The 25,143-nt window shown below is 59.3% G+C and carries 21 protein-coding genes and 2 tRNA genes; 20 read left to right on the forward strand and 3 right to left on the reverse strand.

The genetic code is table 11. The features are described 5' to 3' along the window. Nucleotides 1-50: 50 nt before the first annotated feature. Nucleotides 51-575 carry an outer membrane protein assembly factor BamE gene (locus FGE05_RS21830; protein WP_041025007.1) on the reverse strand — a complete coding sequence of 175 codons (525 nt, stop codon included), beginning with the start codon at nucleotides 573-575 and terminating at the stop codon, nucleotides 51-53. A gap of 97 nt (nucleotides 576-672) precedes the next feature. Here FGE05_RS21830 and fur point away from each other — a divergent pair, with 97 nt between their 5' ends. Continuing rightward, nucleotides 673-1,077: a ferric iron uptake transcriptional regulator gene (fur, locus tag FGE05_RS21835; RefSeq protein WP_024779961.1), complete on the forward strand. Its 405-nt coding sequence runs from the start codon at nucleotides 673-675 to the stop codon at nucleotides 1,075-1,077. Between the two features lie 67 nt (nucleotides 1,078-1,144). On the opposite strand, the gene recN is transcribed toward fur, so the two are convergent. Beyond that, entirely contained in the window at nucleotides 1,145-2,818 is a 1,674-nt protein-coding gene (gene recN / locus FGE05_RS21840) for a DNA repair protein RecN (RefSeq protein ID WP_139648191.1), read from the reverse strand. A 241-nt stretch (nucleotides 2,819-3,059) separates the two neighbouring features. Between recN and grpE the strand changes: the two genes are divergently transcribed. The 8 genes from grpE to FGE05_RS21880 all read left to right on the forward strand — a co-directional run bounded on the left by grpE (nucleotide 3,060) and on the right by FGE05_RS21880 (nucleotide 13,500). Next, entirely contained in the window at nucleotides 3,060-3,626 is a 567-nt protein-coding gene (gene grpE, locus FGE05_RS21845) for a nucleotide exchange factor GrpE (protein WP_024779959.1), read from the forward strand. A 102-nt stretch (nucleotides 3,627-3,728) separates the two neighbouring features. After that, nucleotides 3,729-5,645 (forward strand): molecular chaperone DnaK, encoded by a 1,917-nt coding sequence (gene dnaK, locus FGE05_RS21850; RefSeq protein WP_139648193.1) that lies wholly within the window; start codon nucleotides 3,729-3,731, stop codon nucleotides 5,643-5,645. A gap of 282 nt (nucleotides 5,646-5,927) precedes the next feature. Further along, complete coding sequence (gene dnaJ, locus FGE05_RS21855) at nucleotides 5,928-7,052, forward strand: molecular chaperone DnaJ (RefSeq protein WP_041025002.1); 1,125 nt, start codon at nucleotides 5,928-5,930, stop codon at nucleotides 7,050-7,052. 9 nt (nucleotides 7,053-7,061) lie between these two features. After that, nucleotides 7,062-7,868, forward strand: a complete 807-nt coding sequence (dapB, locus tag FGE05_RS21860) for a 4-hydroxy-tetrahydrodipicolinate reductase (RefSeq protein ID WP_139648195.1) — start codon at nucleotides 7,062-7,064, stop codon at nucleotides 7,866-7,868. Between the two features lie 256 nt (nucleotides 7,869-8,124). After that, the gene (gene carA, locus FGE05_RS21865) at nucleotides 8,125-9,261 is read left to right on the forward strand and encodes a glutamine-hydrolyzing carbamoyl-phosphate synthase small subunit (protein ID WP_053152119.1); all 1,137 of its coding nucleotides are present in this window, start codon (nucleotides 8,125-8,127) and stop codon (nucleotides 9,259-9,261) included. 105 nt (nucleotides 9,262-9,366) lie between these two features. Next, a complete protein-coding gene (gene carB / locus FGE05_RS21870; RefSeq protein ID WP_041024999.1) occupies nucleotides 9,367-12,588 on the forward strand; it encodes a carbamoyl-phosphate synthase large subunit in 3,222 nt (1,073 codons plus the stop codon). Between the two features lie 2 nt (nucleotides 12,589-12,590). Continuing rightward, on the forward strand, nucleotides 12,591-13,067 hold the full coding sequence (gene greA / locus FGE05_RS21875; RefSeq protein ID WP_030139783.1) for a transcription elongation factor GreA: 477 nt from the start codon (nucleotides 12,591-12,593) through the stop codon (nucleotides 13,065-13,067). Nucleotides 13,068-13,095: 28 nt separating this feature from the next. Further along, nucleotides 13,096-13,500 carry a hypothetical protein gene (locus FGE05_RS21880; protein ID WP_041024998.1) on the forward strand — a complete coding sequence of 135 codons (405 nt, stop codon included), beginning with the start codon at nucleotides 13,096-13,098 and terminating at the stop codon, nucleotides 13,498-13,500. Nucleotides 13,501-13,510: 10 nt separating this feature from the next. On the opposite strand, the gene FGE05_RS21885 is transcribed toward FGE05_RS21880, so the two are convergent. Then, nucleotides 13,511-13,819, reverse strand: a complete 309-nt coding sequence (locus tag FGE05_RS21885) for a YhbY family RNA-binding protein (protein ID WP_024779952.1) — start codon at nucleotides 13,817-13,819, stop codon at nucleotides 13,511-13,513. Nucleotides 13,820-13,924: 105 nt separating this feature from the next. On the opposite strand from FGE05_RS21885, the gene rlmE reads away from it, so the two are divergent. The 11 genes from rlmE to infB all read left to right on the forward strand — a co-directional run bounded on the left by rlmE (nucleotide 13,925) and on the right by infB (nucleotide 25,080). Next, the gene (rlmE, locus tag FGE05_RS21890) at nucleotides 13,925-14,575 is read left to right on the forward strand and encodes a 23S rRNA (uridine(2552)-2'-O)-methyltransferase RlmE (protein WP_041024996.1); all 651 of its coding nucleotides are present in this window, start codon (nucleotides 13,925-13,927) and stop codon (nucleotides 14,573-14,575) included. Nucleotides 14,576-14,766: 191 nt separating this feature from the next. Next, a complete protein-coding gene (gene ftsH / locus FGE05_RS21895; protein ID WP_139648196.1) occupies nucleotides 14,767-16,677 on the forward strand; it encodes an ATP-dependent zinc metalloprotease FtsH in 1,911 nt (636 codons plus the stop codon). 8 nt (nucleotides 16,678-16,685) lie between these two features. Further along, complete coding sequence (gene folP / locus FGE05_RS21900; RefSeq protein WP_139648198.1) at nucleotides 16,686-17,537, forward strand: dihydropteroate synthase; 852 nt, start codon at nucleotides 16,686-16,688, stop codon at nucleotides 17,535-17,537. 16 nt (nucleotides 17,538-17,553) lie between these two features. Next, the gene (gene glmM, locus FGE05_RS21905; RefSeq protein WP_139648200.1) at nucleotides 17,554-18,891 is read left to right on the forward strand and encodes a phosphoglucosamine mutase; all 1,338 of its coding nucleotides are present in this window, start codon (nucleotides 17,554-17,556) and stop codon (nucleotides 18,889-18,891) included. Nucleotides 18,892-18,957: 66 nt separating this feature from the next. After that, nucleotides 18,958-19,713: a triose-phosphate isomerase gene (gene tpiA / locus FGE05_RS21910; RefSeq protein ID WP_139648202.1), complete on the forward strand. Its 756-nt coding sequence runs from the start codon at nucleotides 18,958-18,960 to the stop codon at nucleotides 19,711-19,713. A 4-nt stretch (nucleotides 19,714-19,717) separates the two neighbouring features. Continuing rightward, the gene (secG, locus tag FGE05_RS21915) at nucleotides 19,718-20,101 is read left to right on the forward strand and encodes a preprotein translocase subunit SecG (RefSeq protein WP_024779946.1); all 384 of its coding nucleotides are present in this window, start codon (nucleotides 19,718-19,720) and stop codon (nucleotides 20,099-20,101) included. Nucleotides 20,102-20,123: 22 nt separating this feature from the next. After that, nucleotides 20,124-20,209: transfer RNA gene (locus tag FGE05_RS21920), tRNA-Leu, on the forward strand. Nucleotides 20,210-20,308: 99 nt separating this feature from the next. After that, nucleotides 20,309-20,385 (forward strand) — tRNA-Met (locus FGE05_RS21925). A gap of 139 nt (nucleotides 20,386-20,524) precedes the next feature. Continuing rightward, complete coding sequence (gene rimP, locus FGE05_RS21930; protein WP_024779945.1) at nucleotides 20,525-20,983, forward strand: ribosome maturation factor RimP; 459 nt, start codon at nucleotides 20,525-20,527, stop codon at nucleotides 20,981-20,983. Between the two features lie 59 nt (nucleotides 20,984-21,042). Then, complete coding sequence (gene nusA / locus FGE05_RS21935; protein ID WP_024779944.1) at nucleotides 21,043-22,524, forward strand: transcription termination factor NusA; 1,482 nt, start codon at nucleotides 21,043-21,045, stop codon at nucleotides 22,522-22,524. Between the two features lie 27 nt (nucleotides 22,525-22,551). Beyond that, nucleotides 22,552-25,080: a translation initiation factor IF-2 gene (gene infB, locus FGE05_RS21940; protein ID WP_053193009.1), complete on the forward strand. Its 2,529-nt coding sequence runs from the start codon at nucleotides 22,552-22,554 to the stop codon at nucleotides 25,078-25,080. The last annotated feature ends 63 nt before the right edge of the window (nucleotides 25,081-25,143 follow it).

The following is a 25,143-nucleotide window of genomic DNA, read 5'->3' on the forward strand; positions in this document are numbered from 1 at the left end:
ATTGCAGGCAATAAAAAACCCGGCATGCCGGGTTTTTTTCATGTCGCAATTTATTGCGGCGTGGTGTCCAGTGGTTCTGGCGTCGGGACGGGAACTGTCTCGACGCTGTCCACATCCTTCTGGATCTGGTCCAGCAACGAACCTGGCTTGACCGGTTTTTCCGGTTTCGCCTTCTCGCCGTTCTCGGCCGGTGTGACCGTCGTGCCACTGTCCTTGCCCATGATGGCCTCGTCGCGACTCACGCCAGGCATGAAATCGCCTGACAGGCTGACGAGTTGATCGTTGGCATTGAAGATAACGCTGATGCGTTCCTGCTGGCGTTCACCGCCGCCAGGCTGCAAGCTGTAGAGATAATCCCAGCGATCGGCGTGGAACGTGTCGGTCAGCAGGGGATTACCCATGATAAACCGTACTTGCCGGCGGGTCATTCCCGGGCGTAACTGGTCTATCATGTCCTGCGTCACGACATTGCCCTGCTGGATGTCGATTTTGTAAACCCCGGGGAATGAACAACCGGCGAGTGCGAGCAGTCCCACGAAGGTGAAACTGGTTAGCAAGAGCTTGGTGTTTTGCATCGGTGGGCGACTTCCACTATCTTGGCTGGGACAACGTAAACGCCGATCATACCCGCATTAAGAGTAGCTGCGAAGCAGCATCGCGAGAAAGCTGACCATGGTTGAAAATAGCGAACTACGCAAAGCCGGCCTCAAGGTGACACTGCCACGGGTCAAGATTCTGCAAATGCTCGACTCCGCCGAGCAGCGGCACATGAGTGCCGAAGACGTCTACAAGGCCCTCATGGAAGCAGGCGAGGACGTCGGTCTGGCCACGGTTTACCGTGTTTTGACCCAATTCGAGGCTGCCGGCCTCGTGGCTCGCCATAATTTCGATGGCGGTCATGCGGTCTTCGAATTGGCGGATGGGGAACACCACGACCACATGGTGGATGTGGAAACCCGTGAGGTTATCGAGTTCATCAGTCCTGAAATCGAAAAGCTGCAGAAAGCAATTGCTGAAGAGTATGGCTTCGAGCTGATCGATCACCATCTCGTCTTGCATGTACGCAAGAGGAAGTAAGCGTACCAAATGAAAGAAGGCGACCTCAGGGTCGCCTTCTTTCATTTGGGTGATCGTCCCGGCTTCTTCAGGATTTCGCCGCAACGACCATTTTTTTCGCATGGGCCAGGGATTCCTTGGTGAGATCGATCCCTCCGAGCATCCTTGCAACTTCTTCAACGCGCTCGCTCTTGCTGAGCTTGGACACTGCGGTACGGGTGGCATCCTCGCCACGCACCTTGTGGACAAATAGATGTTGATGCCCTTGTGCGGCGACCTGAGGCAAGTGAGTGACCGTCAGCACCTGGCCACGTTCCCCCAGTCTGCGCAGCAACTGACCGACAATTTCTGCGGTCGGCCCGCCAATACCCACGTCCACTTCGTCGAATACCAGCGTCGGCACGCGTGAGGTTTGTGCAGTGATGACCTGGATGGCCAGGCTGATTCGCGACAACTCGCCGCCGGATGCAACTTTCGCCAACGCCTTGAGGGGTTGCCCAGGGTTGGCACTGACCAACAGCTCCACCTGCTCCAGCCCGTTAGGCTGAAGTTCGTCCCCTGCGTTGGGGCGCAGTTCTATAGTGAAGCGCCCCCCTGGCATGCCCAGGCGCTGGATTTCCTGCTCCACGGCGCTGGCCAGTCCGGTGGCGGCTATACGGCGCAGCTCGCTGAGCTCCTTGGCCTTCTCCTGGTAATGACGGGCATAGGAGGCCAGTTCATCTCCCAGGCGTTCGATGGACTCGTCATTGGCATTCAGGGTTTCCAGCTCTTCCAGCAGGCGTTGCTGCAGCTCGATGACATCGGTGGGCTGGACGCGGTGTTTGCGGGCCAGCGTATAGATAGTGTCCAGGCGCTCTTCCAGGTATTGCAGGCGCGCCGGGTCGGCGTCGAAATGATCGAGGAACCGGTTGAGTTCCCCCACGGCTTCTTCGACCTGGATCTGTGCGCTGGTCAGCAGGTTGGTTGCTTCGCTCAGGGCGCCGACGGAGTTGTTCACGCTGGAGAGTCTGTTCAGGCTCGCCGTCAGCGCATTGAGCACATTGCCCGAGTCGCTTTCGCTGCATTGCTCGACGACTTGCCGGCAGATGCCCAGCAGGGTTTCGGCATTGGTCAGGTTCTTGTGCTCCTGCTCCAGTTCTTCCAGCTCGTTTTCTCCCAGTGCCAGGTTCTCCAGCTCTTCGAGTTGGTAGCTCAGCAGTTGGTGGCGGGCACGCTGTTCGTCGCCGGAGTTGGAGAGTCGGTCCAGCTCCTGCCGGGTCTGGCGCCAGCGTTGGGCTGCCAGTTGAACCTGGCGGGCCAGGTCGGTGGCCCCGGCATATTCATCGAGCAGGCGACGATGGGTGTCGGTCTTGAGCAGGGATTGGTGTTCGTGCTGGCTGTGGATGTCGATCAGCAATTCCCCGAGAGCCTTGAGGTCACCCAGGGGGCAGGGAGTGCCGTTGATGTAGCCTCGGGAGCGGCCTTCGGCGGTGATGACCCGGCGCAGGATGCACAGGCCATCGGTATCCAGGTCGCGCTCGGCCAGCCAGGCGCTGGCTTCGGGGATATCGACCAGGTCGAAGGTCGCCAGGATGTCGGCCTTGTCTGCTCCGGGGCGTACCACGCCGCTGTCGGCGCGATCACCCAGTGTCAGACCCAGGGCGTCGAGCATGATCGACTTGCCGGCACCGGTCTCACCGGTAATCACGCTCATGCCTCGGTCAAGTTCGAGGTCGAGGTGTTCGACGATGGCGTAGTTGTGTACGGACAGGTGCACCAGCATAAGGCCGCTCCCAGGCGTTAGGTCTGGTTATTTATACAGTGTTTTGTTTCAGGCTGACAATGCCTTCGCTTAGCTCGATTTGCTTGGGGAGGCGAATTTCTTAGTGCGGCAGGTAATAGATATGCAATTGCTTTTTGTAAGGTCAATTCGTCGAACACCCCTTGAAGCTGGAAAACCCGGCCCCATATACGGGGGCAGAAGCGCGAGTAGAGCTCGCGGACGAAGTTGAGAGGAGAAAACTATGGCTGACGAACAGACGCAGGATACGCAAAACCAAGAGGCCAATCAGACCTCCCAGGATTCGGGTGGCGATCTGGCGGCCCGTGTACAAGTGCTCGAGGAGCAACTGGCCGGTGCGCAGGATCAGGCGTTGCGCGTAGCAGCCGACCTGCAGAACGTCCGCCGTCGCGCCGAGCAGGATGTGGAAAAGGCTCACAAATTCGCCCTGGAGCGTTTCGCCGGCGACCTGCTGCCGATCATCGACAGCCTGGAGCGCGGCCTGGAGCTGTCCAATCCGGACGACGAGAACATTCGTCCGATGCGCGAAGGCATCGAGCTGACCCTGAAAATGTTCCAGGACACCCTCAAGCGCTATCAGCTCGAAGCCCTCGATCCTCACGGTGAACCCTTCAACGCCGAGCACCACCAGGCCATGGCGATGCAGGAAAGTGCCGACGTCGAGCCAAACAGCGTTTTGAAGGTTTTCCAGAAAGGTTACCTGCTCAATGGCCGTCTGTTGCGCCCGGCCATGGTCGTGGTCAGCAAGGCGCCAGCACCGGTTTCACCTTCTATTGACGAGCAGGCTTGAAATCGGGCGCAGCGGCCCCATCTAAGAAGTCAAGCGTTTAAGTGCTACCGCGGTTAACCACCACTGCCGCGGCAACAAAATCCAAGTTCCGGGAGAGTTAACATGGGCAAGATTATCGGTATCGACCTGGGGACCACCAACTCGTGCGTCTCCGTGCTGGAAAACGGCAAGGCCAAAGTCATTGAAAACGCCGAAGGCGCGCGTACCACGCCGTCGATCATCGCGTACGCCAACGATGGCGAAATTCTGGTTGGCCAATCGGCCAAGCGTCAGGCAGTGACCAATCCGCATAACACCCTGTATGCGGTGAAGCGTCTGATCGGTCGTAAGTTCGACGAAGAAGTCGTTCAGAAAGACATCAAGATGGTGCCTTACAAAATCGCCAAGGCTGACAATGGCGACGCCTGGGTTGAAGTGAACGGCCAGAAAATGGCGCCGCCACAGATCTCGGCTGAAATCCTGAAGAAAATGAAGAAAACCGCCGAAGATTACCTCGGCGAAGCGGTGACTGAAGCCGTTATTACCGTTCCTGCCTATTTCAACGACAGCCAGCGCCAGGCGACCAAAGACGCCGGCCGCATCGCGGGCCTGGACGTAAAACGCATCATCAACGAACCTACCGCGGCAGCTCTGGCCTATGGCATGGACAAGGCCAAGGGCGATCACACCGTGATCGTTTATGACCTGGGTGGCGGTACCTTCGACGTGTCCGTGATCGAAATCGCTGAAGTCGATGGCGAGCACCAGTTCGAAGTATTGGCTACCAACGGTGACACGTTCCTCGGTGGTGAAGACTTCGACATTCGCCTGATCGACTACCTCGTCGACGAGTTCAAGAAAGAAAGCGGCATGAACCTCAAGGGTGACCCGCTGGCCATGCAGCGCCTGAAAGAAGCCGCTGAAAAAGCCAAGATCGAACTGTCCTCGAGCCAGTCGACCGATGTGAACCTGCCGTACATCACTGCAGACGCCACCGGTCCTAAGCACCTGAACGTAAAAATTTCCCGCGCCAAGCTCGAAGCGCTGGTGGAAGACCTGGTTCAGCGCACCATCGAACCTTGCCGCATCGCGATGAAAGACGCCGGTATCGACGTTGGCTCGATCAACGACGTGATCCTGGTGGGCGGTCAGACCCGTATGCCGCTGGTGCAGAAGCTGGTGACCGACTTCTTCGGCAAAGAAGCACGTAAAGACGTGAACCCGGACGAAGCCGTTGCCATGGGTGCTGCCATCCAGGGCGCCGTTCTGGCCGGTGATGTGAAGGACGTTCTGCTGCTCGACGTCAGCCCGCTGACCCTGGGTATCGAAACCATGGGTGGCGTGATGACCGCGCTGATCGAGAAGAACACCACGATTCCTACCAAGAAATCCCAGGTGTTCTCGACCGCCGACGACAACCAGGGCGCCGTGACCATCCACGTCCTGCAAGGCGAGCGCAAGCAGGCTGCCCAGAACAAGTCCCTGGGCAAGTTCGACCTGGCCGAGATTCCGCCAGCGCCACGTGGCGTTCCGCAAATCGAAGTGACCTTCGACATCGACGCCAACGGCATCCTGCACGTCGGCGCGAAAGACAAGGCCACCGGCAAGACCCAGTCGATCGTGATCAAGGCCAACTCCGGCCTGTCCGAGGAAGAAATTCAGCAGATGGTTCGCGATGCTGAAGTCAATGCCGAGGAAGACCGCAAGTTCGAAGAGCTGGCCAGTGCCCGCAACCAGGGCGATGCCCTGGTGCACTCGACTCGCAAGATGATCGCTGATGCTGGCGAAAAAGTGACTGCTGAAGAGAAGACTGCCATCGAAGCGGCCGTGGTTGCCCTGGAAGCCGCCGTCAAAGGCGACGACAAGGCTGCCATCGAAGCGAAGATCGAAGAGCTGTCCAAGGTCTCCGCGCCAGTGGCCCAGAAAATGTATGCCGAACAGGCTCAGCCAGCTGAAGGCGCCGCGCAGCAAGGCGAATCGGCCGAAAAAGCCGACGACGTCGTCGACGCTGAGTTCGAAGAAGTGAAAGACCACAAGTAATCGCTTGTTGGTCGGCCGGTTGACTGCGTTTGTGCGGTGGCTGGTAGGATGTCGCCGCGCGGGAGCTTGCTCCCGCGTTGGCGTGTCTGGAACCCATGAATTTTTACAGCATGCGACAACGTTCGGGTGCTGATGGCGTGATCGGGAAAGCTCCTGCTTTTCGTAAAGCCTGAGACCAGGATCGCTGAATCGACGTGGTTGGGTCCGGGCCTGTAGGGGCTCAACGAGTTGGGCGAGGCTCAGGAGAGCTTTGCCGGACGTCCTATAAGAGTGCAAAGACTAATGGCAAAGCGTGATTTCTACGAAGTATTGGGTGTCGAGCGGGGGGCGAGCGAGGCGGATCTGAAAAAGGCCTATCGTCGCCTGGCGATGAAGCACCACCCGGACCGTAATCCCGGCGATAAAGCGTCGGAAGAAATGTTCAAGGAAGCCAACGAGGCTTACGAAGTACTGTCCGATTCCAGCAAGCGCGCGGCTTACGACCAATACGGGCATGCCGGTGTCGACCCGAGCATGGGCGGCGGCGGTGCCGGTTTTGGCGGCCAGAACTTCTCCGACATCTTCGGCGACGTGTTCAGCGATTTCTTCGGTGGCGGTCGCGGCGGTGCCCGTGGTGGCGCCCAGCGTGGCAGCGACTTGCGCTACACGCTGGAGTTGAACCTGGAAGAGGCGGTGCGTGGTACGACCGTCAATATCCGCGTGCCGACGCTGGTCAATTGCAAGCCGTGCGATGGTTCGGGTGCCAAGAAGGGCTCCTCGCCTGTCACTTGCCCGACCTGCGGCGGTATCGGTCAGGTTCGCATGCAGCAGGGCTTCTTCTCGGTGCAGCAGACCTGCCCGCGTTGCCATGGCCAGGGCAAGATCATTTCCGATCCGTGCGATTCCTGTCATGGCGAAGGGCGCGTCGAGGAATACAAGACCCTGTCGGTGAAAGTGCCGGCTGGCGTCGATACCGGTGACCGCATTCGCCTGTCCGGCGAAGGCGAGGCGGGTGCCCAGGGCGGCCCGACCGGCGACCTGTACGTAGTCATCAATGTACGCGAACACTCGATCTTCCAGCGTGACGGCAAGCACTTGTTCTGCGAAGTGCCGATCGGTTTCGTCGATGCCGCGCTGGGTGGCGAACTCGAGATTCCAACGCTCGACGGTCGTGTGAAGCTGAAGATCCCCGAGGGCACGCAGACCGGCAAGCAGTTCCGGATCCGTGGCAAGGGCGTTGCGCCTGTGCGCGGTGGCGGTGCGGGCGACCTGATGTGCCGCGTTGCGGTCGAGACGCCGGTCAACCTGAGCCGACGCCAGCGCGAATTGCTGGAAGAGTTCCGCAGTTCGCTGGCGGACGACAACAGCCACTCTCCGAAAACCACCGGTTGGTTCGAAGGCGTGAAGCGCTTCTTCGGCGATCTGTAAGGAGGTCGCATGCGACGTATAGCTGTGATGGGCGCCGCTGGGCGCATGGGCAAGGCGTTGGTGGAGGCGGTGCAGCAGCGCTCGCCGCTCTCCGGCCTGACGGCTGCCATCGTTCGGCCTGACAGCACGTTGGTCGGTGCCGACGCGGGTGAGCTGGCGTCGCTGGGGCGCATCGGTGTGCCGATGTCCGGTGGCCTGGAAAAAGTGCTCGACGAGTTCGATGTCCTGATCGATTTCACATTGCCGGAAGTGATGCTGAAAAACCTTGCCATCTGCCGCAAGCACGGCAAAGCCATGGTCATCGGTACCACTGGGTTGGACGCTGCCCAGAAGCAGTTGCTGGCCGATGCAGGCAAGGATATTCCGATCGTGTTCGCGGCGAACTTCAGCGTCGGTGTAAACCTGTCGCTGAAGTTGCTCGACCTGACTGCCCGGGTCCTGGGGGATGACGCTGATATCGAGATCATCGAGGCGCATCACCGGCACAAGATCGACGCGCCTTCGGGAACCGCCTTGCGCATGGGTGAAGTGATTGCCGATGCGTTGGGGCGCGACCTGCAGGCCGTGGCCGTGTACGGGCGCGAGGGGCATACCGGCGCCCGTGAGCGGGAAACCATTGGTTTTGCCACGGTACGCGGTGGTGATGTGGTGGGGGATCACACGGTGCTGTTCGCCACCGAGGGCGAGCGCCTGGAGATCACCCACAAGGCTTCCAGCCGGATGACGTTCGCCAAGGGTGCCGTCCGAGCCGCGCTGTGGCTGGATGGCCGCGAGCCTGGTTTGTACGATATGCAGGACGTACTCGACCTGCGTTGATGCCCATGAAGGCGGGGTTCAGGTTATACTGCGCCCCGTTTTACACCGCGTCGCGACGCCCTGTCGCATTCCCCTGCCTTTAAGGCTCATTAGCGGTGGACCAAAAAAGCCTTTTTCTGTAAGCTACAGCTTTAGTGTGTCCACTAAAAGCGCGCAGAATAATTCAGTGAAAAAAGCGGGGTGACGTGTCCATACGTCACTCCGCTTTTTTACAACCTGCGATCGCCCTTTCAGGCTTTATTTACGGGAGGTCTTCTTGACTAAGCCAGCCATACTCGCCCTTGCTGATGGCAGCATTTTTCGCGGCGAAGCCATTGGAGCCGACGGTCAGACCGTTGGTGAGGTGGTGTTTAACACCGCAATGACCGGCTATCAGGAAATTCTTACCGATCCTTCCTACGCCCAGCAAATCGTTACCCTGACTTACCCGCACATCGGCAATACCGGCACTACGCCGGAGGATGCCGAGTCCGACCGCGTCTGGTCTGCCGGCCTGGTCATCCGTGACCTGCCACTGGTTGCGAGCAACTGGCGTAATACGATGTCCCTGTCCGATTACCTGAAAGCCAACAACGTCGTGGCGATCGCTGGGATCGACACCCGTCGCCTGACCCGTATCCTGCGGGAGAAGGGCGCGCAAAACGGCTGCATCATGGCCGGCGACAATATCTCCGAAGAAGCTGCCATCGCCGCCGCCCAGGGGTTCCCGGGTCTCAAGGGCATGGACCTGGCGAAAGTCGTCAGCACCAAGAAGCAGTACGAGTGGCGTTCCTCGGTCTGGAACCTGAAGACCGACAGCCACCCGACGATCGAAGCGTCCGAGCTGCCGTATCATGTGGTTGCCTACGACTACGGCGTCAAGTTGAACATCCTGCGCATGCTGGTCGAGCGCGGTTGCCGCGTGACCGTGGTGCCGGCGCAAACCCCGGCGGCTGATGTACTGGCCCTCAATCCCGATGGCGTGTTCCTGTCCAACGGCCCGGGTGATCCTGAGCCTTGCGACTACGCGATCCAGGCGATCAAGGATGTGCTGGAAACCGAGATCCCGGTATTCGGCATCTGCCTCGGTCACCAACTGCTGGCCCTGGCGTCGGGGGCCAAGACCCTGAAAATGGGTCATGGTCACCACGGTGCCAACCACCCGGTCCAGGACCTGGACACCGGTGTGGTGATGATTACCAGCCAGAACCACGGCTTTGCTGTGGATGAAGCGACCCTGCCGGCTAACGTGCGTGCGATCCATAAGTCGCTGTTCGACGGTACGCTGCAAGGCATCGAGCGCACCGACAAGAGCGCGTTCAGCTTCCAGGGCCACCCTGAAGCGAGCCCGGGCCCGAACGATGTGGCGCCGCTGTTCGATCGCTTCATCAATGAGATGGCCAAGCGACGCTGACCGCGTGAAGCCCGAGGGCGGCCCCGAGTACGGCGGCCCCCGCGGGCGCTTCAAAGATTGTTCGACGGCCTAGCCGACAGACCTGCGGATTTGAGTGACAAACCCATGCCAAAACGTACAGACATAAAAAGCATCCTGATTCTCGGCGCCGGCCCGATCGTGATCGGCCAGGCCTGCGAGTTCGACTACTCCGGCGCCCAGGCCTGCAAGGCCCTGCGCGAAGAGGGTTATCGCGTCATCCTGGTGAACTCCAACCCTGCCACCATCATGACCGACCCGGCCATGGCCGACGCCACCTACATCGAGCCGATCAAGTGGCAGACCGTTGCCAAGATCATCGAGAAAGAACGTCCTGATGCGCTGTTGCCGACCATGGGCGGCCAGACGGCGCTGAACTGCGCCCTGGACCTGGAGCGCGAAGGCGTCCTGGAAAAATTCGGTGTGGAAATGATCGGCGCCAACGCCGACACCATCGACAAGGCCGAAGATCGTTCGCGCTTTGACAAGGCGATGAAAGCCATCGGCCTGGAATGCCCGCGCTCGGGTATCGCCCACAGCATGGAAGAGGCCAATGCGGTCCTCGAAAAGCTGGGCTTCCCGTGCATCATTCGTCCGTCCTTCACCATGGGCGGTACCGGTGGTGGCATCGCCTACAACCGCGAAGAGTTCGAAGAAATCTGCGCCCGTGGTCTGGATCTGTCGCCGACCAAGGAACTGCTGATCGACGAATCCCTGATCGGCTGGAAAGAATACGAAATGGAAGTTGTCCGTGACAAAAAGGACAACTGCATCATCGTCTGCTCCATCGAAAACTTCGACCCGATGGGCGTGCACACTGGTGACTCGATCACCGTCGCGCCGGCCCAGACCCTGACCGACAAGGAATACCAGATCCTGCGTAACGCCTCCCTGGCGGTATTGCGTGAGATCGGCGTGGAAACCGGCGGCTCCAACGTCCAGTTCGGCATCTGCCCGGATACTGGCCGCATGGTGGTCATCGAGATGAACCCGCGGGTTTCCCGTTCGTCGGCCCTGGCTTCGAAAGCCACCGGTTTCCCGATTGCCAAGGTCGCCGCCAAGCTGGCCGTGGGTTATACCCTGGACGAGCTGTCGAACGACATCACCGGCGGCAAGACTCCGGCGTCCTTCGAACCGTCCATCGACTACGTCGTCACCAAGCTGCCACGCTTTGCCTTCGAAAAATTCGCCAAGGCCGACGCCCGCCTGACCACCCAGATGAAGTCGGTCGGTGAAGTCATGGCCATCGGCCGGACCTTCCAGGAATCCCTGCAGAAAGCCCTTCGCGGCCTGGAAGTGGGTGTCTGCGGCCTCGATCCGAAGCTGGACCTGAGCAACCCGGAAAGCATGAGCGAGCTCAAGCGCGAGCTGACCGTGCCGGGCGCCGAGCGTATCTGGTACGTGGCTGATGCCTTCCGTGCCGGCATGACCGTGGAGCAGATCTTCGGCATGAACATGATCGATCCTTGGTTCCTGGTTCAGATCGAAGATCTGATCAAGGAAGAGGAGAAGGTCAAGACCCTGGGCATGTCCAGCATCGACCGCGACATGATGTTCCGCCTCAAGCGCAAGGGCTTCTCGGACCAGCGCCTTGCCAAATTGCTGGGTGTGACCGAGAAGAGCCTGCGCGCTCATCGTCACAAGCTGGAAGTGTTCCCGGTCTACAAGCGCGTCGACACCTGCGCGGCCGAGTTCGCCACCGACACCGCCTACCTGTACTCCACGTACGAGGAAGAGTGCGAAGCCGCGCCATCGACGCGCGACAAGATCATGATCCTGGGCGGCGGTCCTAACCGCATCGGCCAGGGCATCGAGTTCGACTATTGCTGTGTACACGCAGCACTGGCCCTGCGCGACGACGGGTACGAGACCATCATGGTCAACTGCAACCCGGAAACCGTGTCCACCGACTACGACACCTCCGACCGTCTGTACTTCGAGCCAGTGACCCTGGAAGACGTGCTGGAAATCGTCCGTGTCGAGAAGCCGAAAGGCGTGATCGTCCAGTACGGCGGCCAGACCCCATTGAAACTGGCTCGCGCCCTGGAAGCCGCTGGCGTACCGATCATCGGTACCAGCCCGGATGCCATCGACCGCGCCGAAGACCGTGAGCGCTTCCAGCAGATGGTCGAGCGCCTGAACCTGCGTCAGCCGCCAAACGCCACTGTGCGCAGCGAAGACGAAGCGATTCGTGCCGCCGCCAAGATCGGTTATCCGCTGGTGGTGCGCCCGTCCTATGTACTGGGCGGTCGTGCGATGGAAATCGTTTACCAGGAAGAAGAACTCAAGCGCTACCTGCGTGAAGCGGTCCAGGTGTCCAACGACAGCCCGGTGCTGCTGGATCACTTCCTCAACTGCGCCATCGAGATGGACGTGGATGCGGTCTGCGACGGCAAGGACGTGGTGATCGGCGCGATCATGCAGCACATCGAGCAGGCCGGTGTTCACTCCGGTGACTCCGCGTGCTCGCTGCCGCCTTACTCGCTGCCGGCGCACATCCAGGACGAGATGCGTGAGCAGGTCAAGAAAATGGCCCTGGAACTGGGTGTGGTCGGCCTGATGAACGTGCAACTGGCGCTTCAGGGCGAAGACATCTACGTCATCGAAGTGAACCCGCGCGCTTCCCGGACCGTGCCGTTCGTCTCCAAGTGCATCGGCGTTTCCCTGGCAATGATCGCTGCCCGCGTCATGGCCGGTAAGACCCTGGCGGAGCTGAACTTCACCAAGGAGATCATTCCGAACTTCTACAGCGTGAAAGAGGCGGTGTTCCCGTTCGCCAAGTTCCCTGGTGTCGACCCGATCCTCGGCCCGGAGATGAAATCCACCGGTGAAGTGATGGGTGTTGGCGATACCTTTGGCGAAGCATTCGCCAAGGCCCAGATGGGCGCCAGCGAAGTCCTGCCGACAGGCGGCACGGCGTTCATCAGCGTGCGTGATGACGACAAGCCACTGGTTGCAGGCGTGGCCCGTGATCTGATCAACTTGGGCTTCGAAGTGGTCGCCACTGCCGGTACCGCCAGGCTGATCGAGGCGGCGGGCCTGAAAGTGCGCCGCGTGAACAAGGTGACCGAAGGGCGTCCGCATGTGGTCGATATGATCAAGAATGACGAAGTCACGCTGATCATCAACACCACTGAAGGGCGTCAGTCGATCGCCGACTCCTACTCCATTCGTCGCAATGCGCTGCAGCACAAGATCTATTGCACCACCACCATTGCTGCGGGCGAAGCGATCTGCGAAGCGCTCAAGTTCGGTCCCGAGAAGACCGTCCGTCGCTTGCAGGATCTACATGCAGGATTGAAGGCATGAGCATAACCAAGTACCCGATGACTGTTCAGGGCGCGAAGGCCCTGGAAGAAGAGCACGCTTTTCTGACCAAGGTCGAGCGCCCGCGTTTGAGCCAGGCCATTGGTGAAGCGCGTGAACTGGGCGATCTCAAGGAAAACGCCGAATACCATGCCGCTCGCGAAGAGCAGGGCATGGTCGAGGCGCGGGTGCGTGACATTGAAGGTCGCATGCAGAACGCAGTGATCATTGACGTTACCACCATCCCCCACACCGGCAAGGTGATCTTCGGTACCACCGTGGAAATCGCCAACGTCGAGACGGATGAAAGCGTCACTTACCAGATCGTGGGTGAGGATGAAGCAGACATCAAGCTGGGCAAGATTTCCGTCGGTTCACCGATTGCTCGTGCCTTGATTGCCAAGGAAGAGGGCGATGTGGTGGCAGTGAAAACGCCCGGTGGCGTCATCGAGTATGAGATTGTCGAAGTCCGCCACATCTGAACGAAGGCGCCCGCTGCGTGCGGGTGCCATGCTCTGGCAACTTGCCCAGATGCTCTGGGTCGGTGGCCTTTGGCTGCTGCATATCGGCCTGCTGCCGGTGCTGGGGCGAATCGGCCTGGCACCGCTGCTGATCGATGAAATTGTAGACATGCTGACGGCGCTGATGGTGGCGTTTTCAGCGGTCTGTGTGATATTCCAGGCGTTGGTGCTGGTTCAGGCCGAGGGCCGTGCCAGCCTATGGCGCGACATTCGTGGGCAATTGCTGCTCATGTCGTTGTACGCCTGTGGGATGTTTCTGGCGGTGAGTCTCGGCTGGCCGGATGCGAGCCAATGGCGAGTGTTCAGCTACGTGGTGCTGGGGCTTTCCGGGTTGGTGCTGGTGTTGCAGCCAGTGCCTGGATGGAGTGGCAGGGTGCGCGAAGCGCACCCTTGACCCTTTGGCATTACTTGAAGCGGTGTACGTTCGACAGTTGCTTGTTGACGCTGAAATTCTTGCGATAAAGCAATGCCATCTTACCGATGACCTGTACCAGGTCCGCCTTGCCGGTCTTGCACAGTTCTGCAATGGCAGCCAGACGGGCTTCGCGGTCGAGGATGTTGAGCTTGATCTTGATCAGCTCGTGATCGCTCAATGCGCGCTCCAGCTCGGCCAGTACACCTTCAGTCAAGCCGTTGTCCGCCACAATCAGAACCGGTTTCAGGTGGTGGCCAATGGATTTGTATTGTTTCTTCTGCTCTTGAGTGAGCGGCATAATCTGACCCCTGCGTCTGATCTTGTAAAAAAGCGGCGGCCAGTTTACCCGAGCGAGTCCGGGACCGCCCACTTAATCACGACCCGTTTTATGTAGAGGTGGCCTGTGGCCCGTTCCAAGACTAGCCTGAACTGGCTCAAAGAGCATTTCAACGATCCATACGTCAAGATGGCGCAGAAGGACGGCTATCGTTCTCGTGCCAGCTATAAATTGCTGGAGATCCAGGAAAAGGATCGATTGATCCGTCCGGGCATGACCGTGATCGACCTCGGTGCCGCGCCGGGCGGGTGGTCCCAGGTGACCAGTCGTCTGATCGGTGGTCAAGGGCGATTGATCGCTTCCGACATCCTGGAAATGGACAGCATCCCCGATGTGACCTTCATCCAGGGCGATTTCACGGAAGACGCCGTCCTGGCAAAAATTCTGGAGGCCGTCGGAAATACACAGGTTGACCTTGTGATTTCCGATATGGCCCCCAATATGAGTGGATTAGCGGCTGTCGACATGCCTCGTGCAATGTTTCTCAGCGAACTGGCCCTGGATCTTGCTGGGCGGGTTCTGCGTCCAGGCGGTGATTTCCTGATCAAGGTCTTCCAGGGGGAAGGCTTCGACGAATACCACAAGGGCATCCGCAAGCTGTTCGACAAGGTGCAGATGCGCAAACCTTTGTCGTCCCGTGACCGCTCCCGCGAGCAGTATCTGTTGGCGCGCGGCTTTCGCGGAGGGGAAGGATCGGGCAGTGATGAGCGTCTTTGAAAGACCTCGATAGTTTTTTTTGTTTCGCCTTGCAAACGCCGCGTAATGACAATGGTGCGGCCAGGTTTCACAAAGGGTTACAGACGGCGCCTGCCAGAGTCGTAGGTAATGTAGTAAGTTAGGCCGGTGAATATCATGCGAAGCTCGCGCCGATAGCGGAGCCAGCTTCAGAGGGTAGTTAATTGAACGATATGGCAAAGAATCTGATCCTGTGGTTGATCATCGCCGCTGTCCTTGTGACCGTGATGAACAACTTCTCCAGCCCTAACGAGCCACAGACCCTCAACTATTCCGACTTCATTCAGCAGGTCAAGGATGGCAAGGTCGAGCGCGTTGCCGTCGATGGCTATGTCATCACCGGCAAGCGTACCGATGGCGACAACTTCAAGACCATTCGTCCGGCCATCCAGGACAATGGTCTGATCGGCGACCTGGTGGACAACCATGTCGTGGTCGAAGGCAAGCAGCCTGAACAACAAAGCATCTGGACCCAACTGCTCGTGGCCAGCTTCCCGATCCTGGTGATCATCGCGGTGTTCATGTTCTTCATGCGCCAGATGCAGGGCGGTGCCGGCGGCAAAGGCGGCCCGATGAGTTTCGGCAAGAGCAAGGCAAGGCTGCTTTCCGAAGATCAGGTGAAAACCACCCTGGCCGACGTCGCAGGTTGTGACGAAGCCAAGGAAGAAGTGGGCGAGCTGGTCGAATTCCTGCGCGATCCGGGTAAGTTCCAGCGCCTGGGCGGTCGTATCCCTCGTGGCGTGCTGATGGTCGGCCCTCCGGGTACCGGTAAGACCTTGCTGGCCAAGGCTATCGCCGGCGAAGCCAAGGTGCCGTTCTTCACCATTTCCGGTTCCGACTTCGTTGAAATGTTCGTTGGTGTGGGTGCCAGCCGTGTTCGTGACATGTTCGAACAGGCCAAGAAGCACGCGCCATGCATCATCTTCATCGACGAGATCGACGCCGTTGGTCGCCATCGTGGCGCCGGCATGGGCGGCGGTCACGACGAACGTGAGCAGACCCTCAACCAGTTGCTGGTGGAGATGGACGGCTTCGAAATGAATGACGGCATCATCGTCATTGCTGCCACCAACCGTCCGGACGTGCTCGACCCCGCGCTGTTGCGTCCGGGCCGCTTCGACCGCCAGGTCGTGGTGGGGCTGCCGGATATCCGCGGTCGTGAACAGATTCTCAAGGTCCACATGCGTAAAGTGCCGATGGGCGACGATGTGGTTGCGGCGGTTATCGCTCGCGGCACGCCGGGCTTCTCCGGCGCCGACCTGGCCAACCTGGTCAACGAGGCATCGCTGTTCGCCGCTCGCGCCGGTAAGCGCGTCGTGGAGATGAAAGAGTTCGAACTGGCTAAAGACAAGATCATGATGGGCGCCGAGCGCAAATCCATGGTCATGTCGGAGAAAGAAAAGCAGAACACGGCTTACCACGAGGCGGGTCACGCCATCGTCGGTCGCGTCGTGCCTGAGCATGATCCTGTCTACAAGGTCTCGATCATTCCGCGCGGCCGTGCGCTGGGTGTGACCATGTTCCTGCCGGAAGAAGATCGCTACAGCTTGTCCAAGCGGGCGCTGATCAGCCAGATCTGCTCGCTCTACGGTGGCCGTATCGCCGAAGAGATGACATTGGGCTTCGACGGTGTAACCACTGGTGCGTCGAACGACATCATGCGTGCCAGCCAGATCGCACGGAACATGGTGACCAAGTGGGGCCTTTCCGAGAAGCTCGGTCCGCTGATGTATGCCGAAGAAGAGGGCGAAGTATTCCTCGGTCGCGGCGGTAGCGGCCAGCATGCAAGTTTCTCCGGTGAAACCGCCAAGCTGATCGATTCCGAAGTGCGCAGCATCATCGACCAGTGCTATGGCACCGCGAAGCAGATCCTCACGGACAACCGTGACAAGCTTGATGCCATGGCTGATGCCTTGATGAAGTATGAAACCATCGATGCCGAACAGATCGATGACATCATGGCGGGGCGTCCGCCTCGCGAGCCGCGGGATTGGACGGGTGGTACGGGTACGCCTGGTACGCCTCCGGCGGTACAGGGCGAGCGCCCGGAAACACCGATCGGCGGTCCCGCTGCTGATGTCTAAGGCTTGAAATGACTTCTGTTCAGTCCTCGACCCGGTTGCCTTGTGGCAACCGGGTTCTTGATTTGGCCCGTGTGCATGTCATGGGCATTCTCAATGTCACTCCCGACTCCTTTTCCGACGGCGGCCGGTTTGGTCAGCTCGATGCTGCGCTGCGGCATGCTGAGTCCATGGTGGCTGCCGGTGCGACGCTGATCGATGTCGGTGGCGAGTCGACCCGGCCGGGCGCGCGGGCTGTTTCGCCTGTCGAGGAGCTGGAACGGGTGGCGCCGGTTGTGGAGCGCATACACCGTGAACTGGATGTCATAATCTCGGTCGATACGTCCACGCCAGCGGTCATACGCGAGACGGCTCGGTTGGGGGCGGGGTTGATCAACGATGTCCGCTCCCTGCAGCGAGATGGTGCCCTGGATGCCGCGGCGGCTACCGGATTGCCGGTGTGCCTGATGCATATGCTCGGTGAGCCGGGAACCATGCAGAACGACCCGCACTATGGCGATGTGACCCGGGAGGTTGGCGAATTTCTGGTCGAGCGCATGAATCAGTGTGCGCTGGCGGGTATTCCTGCCGAGCGGGTGGTGCTGGATCCCGGTTTCGGCTTTGCCAAGACCCTGGAGCATAATCTGAGCCTGTTCAAGCATATGGAAGCCTTGCATGCCCTGGGGCGACCGCTGTTGGTCGGGGTTTCGCGAAAAAGCATGATAGGCAATGCCTTGGGGCGTCCGGTGGGCGAGCGCTTGTATGGCGGCCTCGCTCTCGCGGCGCTGGCCATTACCAAAGGCGCGCGCATATTGCGGGTGCACGATGTGACCGAAACGATGGATGTTGTGCGGATGATCGCAGCAGTGGATTCAGCCGAATAAGAATGACGGAGCACTTATGAGCAAGAAATATTTTGGCACCGACGGTATCCGTGGTCGGGTCGGCGAATACCCTATTACCCCTGATTTCATGCTCAAGCTCGGTTGGGCTGCCGGCATGGCGTTCCGCAAGATGGGCGCCTGCAAGGTGTTGGTCGGCAAGGACACGCGAATTTCCGGTTACATGTTCGAGTCGGCTCTCGAAGCCGGCCTGACTTCGGCGGGTGCTGACGTGATGTTGCTGGGGCCGATGCCGACTCCTGCCATTGCCTATCTGACGCGCACGTTCCATGCCCAGGCGGGTATCGTGATCAGCGCTTCCCATAACCCCCATGATGACAACGGCATCAAGTTTTTCTCTGGCAAGGGCACCAAATTGCCAGATGAAGTCGAGCTGATGATCGAAGAGCTGCTGGATACGCCGATGACGGTGGTCGAGTCGAGCAAGATCGGCAAAGTGTCGCGGATCAATGATGCATCGGGTCGTTATATCGAGTTCTGCAAGGGCAGCGTGCCGACCGGCACCAGCTTCGAGGGGCTGAAAGTCGTCGTCGATTGCGCCCACGGTGCGACCTATAAAGTCGCGCCGAGTGTATTTCGTGAGTTGGGTGCCGAGGTGGTGGTGCTGTCCGCCCAGCCTAACGGGCTGAACATCAACCACAACTGTGGTTCCACTCATACCGACGCATTGCAGGCAGCGGTTCTGGCCGAGCAGGCCGATCTCGGGATCGCCTTCGATGGCGACGGCGATCGTGTCCTGATGGTGGATCACACCGGTACTGTTGTCGACGGAGATGAACTGCTGTTCATCATCGCGCGCGATCTGCATGAGCGCGACAAGCTGCAGGGCGGGGTGGTCGGCACGCTGATGAGTAACCTGGGGCTCGAGCTGGCGTTTGCGGATCTGGATATTCCATTCGTGCGGGCCAACGTGGGTGACCGCTATGTCATCTCGGAGCTGCTGGAGCGCAACTGGGTCGTCGGGGGCGAGAACTCCGGTCACATCGTTTGCTTCGATCACACCACCACCGGTGATGCGATCATTGCCGCTTTGCAAGTGCTGATGGCGCTCAAGGCGCGCAACGAGAGCCTTGCGCAGTCACGTCAGGCATTGCGCAAATGTCCGCAGGTGTTGATCAACGTGCGTTTCGGCGGTGGGGCGAATCCCATCGAGCATGCCACGGTCCAGCAGGCCAGCGAGCGTGTGACGCAGGCGATGGCGGGGCGTGGACGCGTGCTGCTGCGCAAGTCTGGCACGGAGCCGTTGGTGCGCGTCATGGTCGAAGGCGAGGACGAAGCGCAGGTTCGCGGTTATGCCGAAGAACTGGCAAAGCTCGTTACTGAAGTTTCTGCCTGAATTCGGCTTGCCAGTCATGAAACGGTTGGGTAACATCTGCGCCCACTTTGACCGACGAGGTACAGCATGCGTCGCCCTATGGTAGCTGGTAACTGGAAGATGCACGGTACCCGCGCCAGCGTCGCCGAGCTGATCAATGGCCTTCGTCATCTGGCCTTGCCAAGCGGTGTTGATGTCGCGGTATTCCCGCCTTGCTTGTATATCAATCAAGTGATTGATGGCTTGAAGGGCAAGTCGATTTCGATCGGCGCGCAGAATTCTGCGGTGGAATCCATGCAAGGTGCGCTGACCGGTGAAATTGCGCCAAGTCAGCTGGTGGATGCAGGTTGTTCCCTGGTGCTTGTCGGGCACTCCGAGCGTCGCCTGATCATGGGTGAGCAGGACAAGGCCCTGATTCGCAAGTTTGCAGCGGCTCAGGCCTGCGGTCTGACTCCGGTGCTGTGTGTAGGGGAAACCCTCGAGCAGCGTGAAGCCGGGAAGACCCTTGAAGTTGTCGGGCGTCAGCTGGGCAGCATCATCGAGGATCTGGGTGTCGGTGCTTTTGCAAAGGCAGTCATTGCTTACGAGCCGGTCTGGGCCATTGGTACCGGGCTGACTGCTTCACCGCAACAAGCGCAGGATGTGCACGCCGCCATTCGCGCCCAGTTGGCGGCAGAGAATTCTGAAGTGGCACGAGGTGTGCGGCTTCTATACGGCGGCAGCGTGAAGGCGGCCAATGCGGTCGAACTGTTCGGCATGCCGGATATCGATGGGGGGCTCATTGGTGGAGCTTCCCTGAATGCAGATGAGTTCGGTGCGATCTGTCGCGCCGCGGGAAACTGAAAAAATGCTGGAAACAGTCGTAGTCGTTTTTCATCTGCTGGGTGCATTGGGCGTAGTTGCTCTGGTATTGCTGCAGCAGGGTAAAGGTGCGGATGCTGGTGCGTCTTTCGGTGCAGGTGCTTCAAATACTGTGTTCGGAAGCCAAGGTTCCTCTACCTTTCTTAGTAAGTTTACTGCTATACTTGCCGCCGGTTTCTTCATGACCAGCTTAGGGTTAGGTTACTTTGCTAAAGAGAAAGCTCATGAGCTGACTCAAGTAGGTTTGCCAAGCCCAGCGGTGTTGGAAGCGCCAAAGCAAAAACCGGCTTCTGATGATGTCCCGGTGCTTCAAGAGCAAAAGTCGGCCAACCCGGCGACTGACGTACCTCCAGCTCAAGAGCAGAAGTAAGAAGGTTTCAAACGCTGTATTTGCCGAGGTGGTGGAATTGGTAGACACGCAACCTTGAGGTGGTTGTGCCCATAGGGTGTAGGGGTTCGAGTCCCCTTCTCGGTACCAATTGAATCAAGAAAGCCCGCAATAGCGGGCTTTCTTGTAGGTGGAAGGGTTACATTGACCCTGTAGAGGATCGGTCGTATACTTCCGCCCCAGCTTTGTCGCGGGATGGAGCAGCCTGGTAGCTCGTCGGGCTCATAACCCGAAGGTCGTCGGTTCAAATCCGGCTCCCGCAACCAGTTTTAGGGCCCCTTCCAAGGGGCTTTTTGTTAGCTGGACACTTTATAACGCCGCTGTTCAACGGCGTTTCAGGGATGGGCGATTCGCCCATTTTTTTTTATTTGCACAGCATGCACAAACATGCACGAGGGGGTTCAGGTGTCGAGCAAGCTAGAACAGTTGCAGGCCTTGTTGGCCCCGGTGGTCGTGGCCCTTGGCTATGAATGCTGGGGTATTGAGTTTTCGGCTCAAGGTCGCCACTCACTGTTGCGCGTTTATATCGATAAGGAAGGCGGTGTGTTGGTGGATGATTGTGCCATCGTCAGCCGTCAGATCAGCGGTGTGCTGGATGTTGAAGATCCAATCAGCACCGAATACACCCTTGAGGTTTCCTCGCCCGGCATGGAACGCCCACTGTTCAGCCTTGAACAGTTTGCTTCGTTTGCCGGTGAACAAGTGAAGATCAAGCTGCGTTCGCCCTTCGAGGGTCGACGCAACTTTCAAGGCCTTCTGCGCGGTGTAGAAGAGCAGGACGTCGTGGTGCAGGTAGATGACCATGAGTTCCTGTTGCCGATCGATATGATCGACAAGGCCAACATTATTCCCAGTTTTGACTGATACGTGCCAGATACTGCGGATCCCGCGGATCCAATGGCTTGCGAAAGGCGAGGCGTACGATGAGCAAAGAAGTACTGCTGGTTGTTGAGTCGGTATCCAATGAAAAGGGCGTACCGGCTAACGTTATTTTTGAAGCGCTGGAGCTGGCTCTGGCCACTGCTACCAAGAAGCGGTTTGAAGACGAAGTTGATTTGCGTGTGGAGATCAATCGCCACACCGGTTCCTATGAAACTTTCCGTCGCTGGACGGTGGTCGAGGAAGCCGACCTGGATGATCCGGCTATCGAAACCTGGCCGAGCAAGGTTGCAGAAACGCATCCTGGCGCCAAGGTAGGTGACGTAGTAGAAGAGAAGATCGAGTCCATCGAATTCGGTCGCATCGCTGCACAGACGGCCAAGCAGGTCATCGTGCAGAAGGTTCGTGAAGCCGAGCGCGCGCAAGTCGTTGACGCCTATCGCGAGAAGCTGGGCGAGATCATCTCCGGCACCGTGAAAAAGGTTACCCGCGACAACGTGATCGTCGACCTGGGCAACAACGCCGAGGCGCTGTTGGCTCGTGAAGACATCATTTCTCGCGAAACTTTCCGAGTGGGCGTGCGACTGCGTGCGCTGCTCAAGGAAATCCGCACCGAGAACCGCGGCCCGCAGCTGATTCTGTCGCGTACTGCGCCGGAAATGCTGATCGAGTTGTTCCGCATCGAAGTGCCGGAAATCGCCGAAGGCCTGATCGAAGTCATGGCTGCCTCCCGTGATCCGGGATCGCGTGCCAAGATTGCGGTCCGTTCCAAGGACAAGCGCATCGACCCGCAAGGTGCCTGCATCGGCATGCGCGGTTCGCGTGTCCAGGCCGTATCCGGCGAGCTGGGCGGTGAGCGTGTGGACATCGTTCTCTGGGACGATAACCCGGCTCAGTTCGTGATCAACGCGATGTCGCCGGCAGAAGTGGCGGCAATTATCGTTGACGAAGATGCCCATGCCATGGACATCGCCGTTGGCGCAGACAATCTGGCTCAGGCCATCGGTCGTGGTGGTCAGAACGTGCGTCTGGCCAGCCAGCTGACGGGCTGGACCCTGAACGTGATGACCGAATCGGACATCCAGGCCAAACAGCAAGCTGAAACCGGTGACATCCTGCGCAACTTCATCGAAGAACTCGAAGTCGATGAAGAGCTGGCGCAGGTACTGGTGGATGAGGGCTTTACCAGCCTGGAAGAGATTGCCTACGTGCCGGTGGAGGAAATGCTCAACATCGACGGCTTTGACGAAGACATCGTCAACGAGCTTCGCGCTCGGGCCAAGGATCGTTTGTTGACCAAAGCCATCGCTACTGAGGAAAAGCTGGCAGACGCCCATCCGGCCGAAGACCTGCTCTCGCTTGAGGGTATGGACAAGGATTTGGCGATGGAACTGGCGGTGCGCGGCGTAATTACCCGCGAAGACCTGGCCGAGCAGTCTATTGACGACCTGCTCGACATCGACGGCATTGACGATGATCGTGCCGGCAAGTTGATCATGGCCGCCCGAGCCCACTGGTTCGAGTAATTAGGCGCGGCCTGAGGAGAGAAGTGCATGACGCAAGTCACGGTGAAACAACTGGCCGATGAGGTCAAAACACCGGTAGAGCGCCTGTTGCAGCAGATGCGTGAGGCAGGTCTGCCGCACACCGCCGCCGAGGAACATGTGACCGACAGTGAGAAGCAGTCCCTGCTGACCCACTTGAAGAGCAGTCACAAGGCGAAAGTGGAAGAACCGCGCAAGATCACTCTGCAGCGTAAAACCACCAGCACCCTGCGTGTTGCCGGTAGCAAAAGCATCAGCGTAGAAGTACGCAAGAAGAAAGTTTTCGTCCAGCGCAGCCCGGAAGAAATCGAAGCCGAGCGCAAACGCGAACTGGATGAACGTCGCGCAGTAGAAAATGCCGCGCGCCAGAAGGCTGAAGAAGAAGCCAAGCGCCGCGCCGAAGAAGAAGCGCGTCGTCAGCCTGCCCCGGCCGCTGCGCAACCTGCTCCGGCGGAAGCCGTAGCGGCGCCTGCCCAGGTGGCTGAGCCCGTGCGTGAAAGTGCACCGGTCCTGGAGGCAGCTCCTGCCCCTGCGGCTGACGCTCGCAAACGCGACGAACCGCGTCGTCCGGACAAGCCACGTGCCGACGAGAACCGTCGTGGCGGTGGTGATGGCGAGCGCAAGAACGCTCCGCATCGTGCTTCGGTCAAGGAAAAGGCGCCGGCTCCAAGGGTTGCTCCACGTACCACCGACGAAGAAAGCGATGGCTTCCGTCGTGGCGGTCGCGGCAAGGCCAAGCTGAAGAAACGCAACGCCCACGGTTTCCAGAGCCCGACCGGCCCTGTCGTGCGTGAAGTGAAGATCGGCGAGACCATCACTGTGGGCGATCTGGCCCAGCAGATGTCGGTCAAGGCTGCCGAGATCATCAAGTTCATGTTCAAGCTGGGTACGCCGGCCACCATCAACCAGGTACTGGATCAGGAAACTGCCCAGCTGGTTGCCGAAGAACTGGGCCACAAAGTGACCCTGATCAGCGACACCGCCCTGGAAGATTCCCTGGCCGAGTCCCTGAAGTTCGAAGGTGAAGCGGTTCCTCGTGCGCCGGTCGTGACCGTCATGGGCCACGTCGACCACGGTAAGACCTCGCTGCTCGACTACATCCGTCGTGCCAAGGTAGCTGCTGGCGAAGCCGGCGGTATCACCCAGCACATCGGTGCGTACCACGTTGAAACCGATCGTGGCATGGTCACCTTCCTCGATACCCCGGGTCACGCCGCGTTTACCGCCATGCGTGCCCGTGGTGCCAAGGCGACCGACATCGTGATCCTGGTGGTCGCGGCGGACGACGGCGTGATGCCACAGACCATCGAAGCTGTTCAGCATGCCCAGGCAGCTGGCGTGCCGCTGGTGGTTGCGGTGAACAAGATCGACAAGCCGGGCGCCGACCTCGATCGCATCCGCAGCGAGCTGTCGGTTCACGGCGTGACTTCGGAAGACTGGGGTGGCGATACTCCATTCGTTCCGGTTTCCGCGAAGATGGGTACCGGCGTCGACGAATTGCTCGAAGCGGTATTGCTGCAAGCCGAAGTGCTCGAACTGACCGCCACCCCATCGGCCCCTGGCCGTGGTGTCGTGGTTGAATCGCGTCTGGACAAGGGCCGCGGTCCGGTGGCCACGGTCCTGGTTCAGGACGGTACGCTGCGTCAGGGCGACATGGTGCTGGTCGGTTCGAACTATGGTCGCGTTCGCGCCATGCTCGACGAGAACGGCAAGCCGATCAAGGAAGCCGGTCCGGCTATCCCGGTCGAGATCCTCGGCCTGGACGGTACGCCGGACGCTGGTGACGAGATGAGCGTTGTGGCTGACGAGAAGAAAGCCCGCGAAGTGGCTCTGTTCCGTCAAGGCAAGTTCCGCGAAGTCAAACTGGCTCGCGCTCATGCCGGCAAGCTGGAAAACATCTTCGAGAACATGGGCCAGGAAGAGAAGAAGACGCTCAACATCGTCCTCAAATCCGACGTCCGTGGTTCGCTGGAAGCCTTGCAGGGTGCTCTGAACGGCCTGGGCAACGACGAAGTGCAAGTGCGTGTGGTCGGCGGCGGTGTCGGTGGTATCACCGAAAGCGACGCCAACCTGGCACTGGCTTCCAATGCAGTACTGTTCGGCTTCAACGTGCGTGCCGATGCCGGTGCTCGCAAGATCGTCGAGCAGGAAGGTCTGGATATGCGTTACTACAACGTGATCTACGACATCATCGAAGACGTCAAGAAAGCCCTGACCGGTATGTTGGGCAGCGACGTGCGGGAGAACATCCTGGGCGTGGCCGAAGTTCGCGACGTGTTCCGTTCGCCGAAATTCGGTGCCATCGCCGGTTGCATGGTGATCGAAGGTGTCGTTCACCGTAACCGTCCGATCCGTGTACTGCGTGAAGACATCGTGATCTTCGAAGGCGAGCTGGAATCCCTGCGTCGCTTCAAGGATGACGCTTCCGAAGTACGTGCCGGCATGGAATGCGGTATTGGCGTCAAGAGCTACAACGACGTCAAGGTCGGTGACAAGATCGAAGTCTTCGAGAAGGTCCAGGTTGCTCGCAGCCTCTGACTCGCGCACTTCAAGAGCCACATCGGGTAGCCGCATGAACATGCGCTGCTTCGCTGGCGGACT

Source organism: Pseudomonas sp. ICMP22404, assembly GCF_006227205.1.
Classification (GTDB): domain Bacteria; phylum Pseudomonadota; class Gammaproteobacteria; order Pseudomonadales; family Pseudomonadaceae; genus Aquipseudomonas.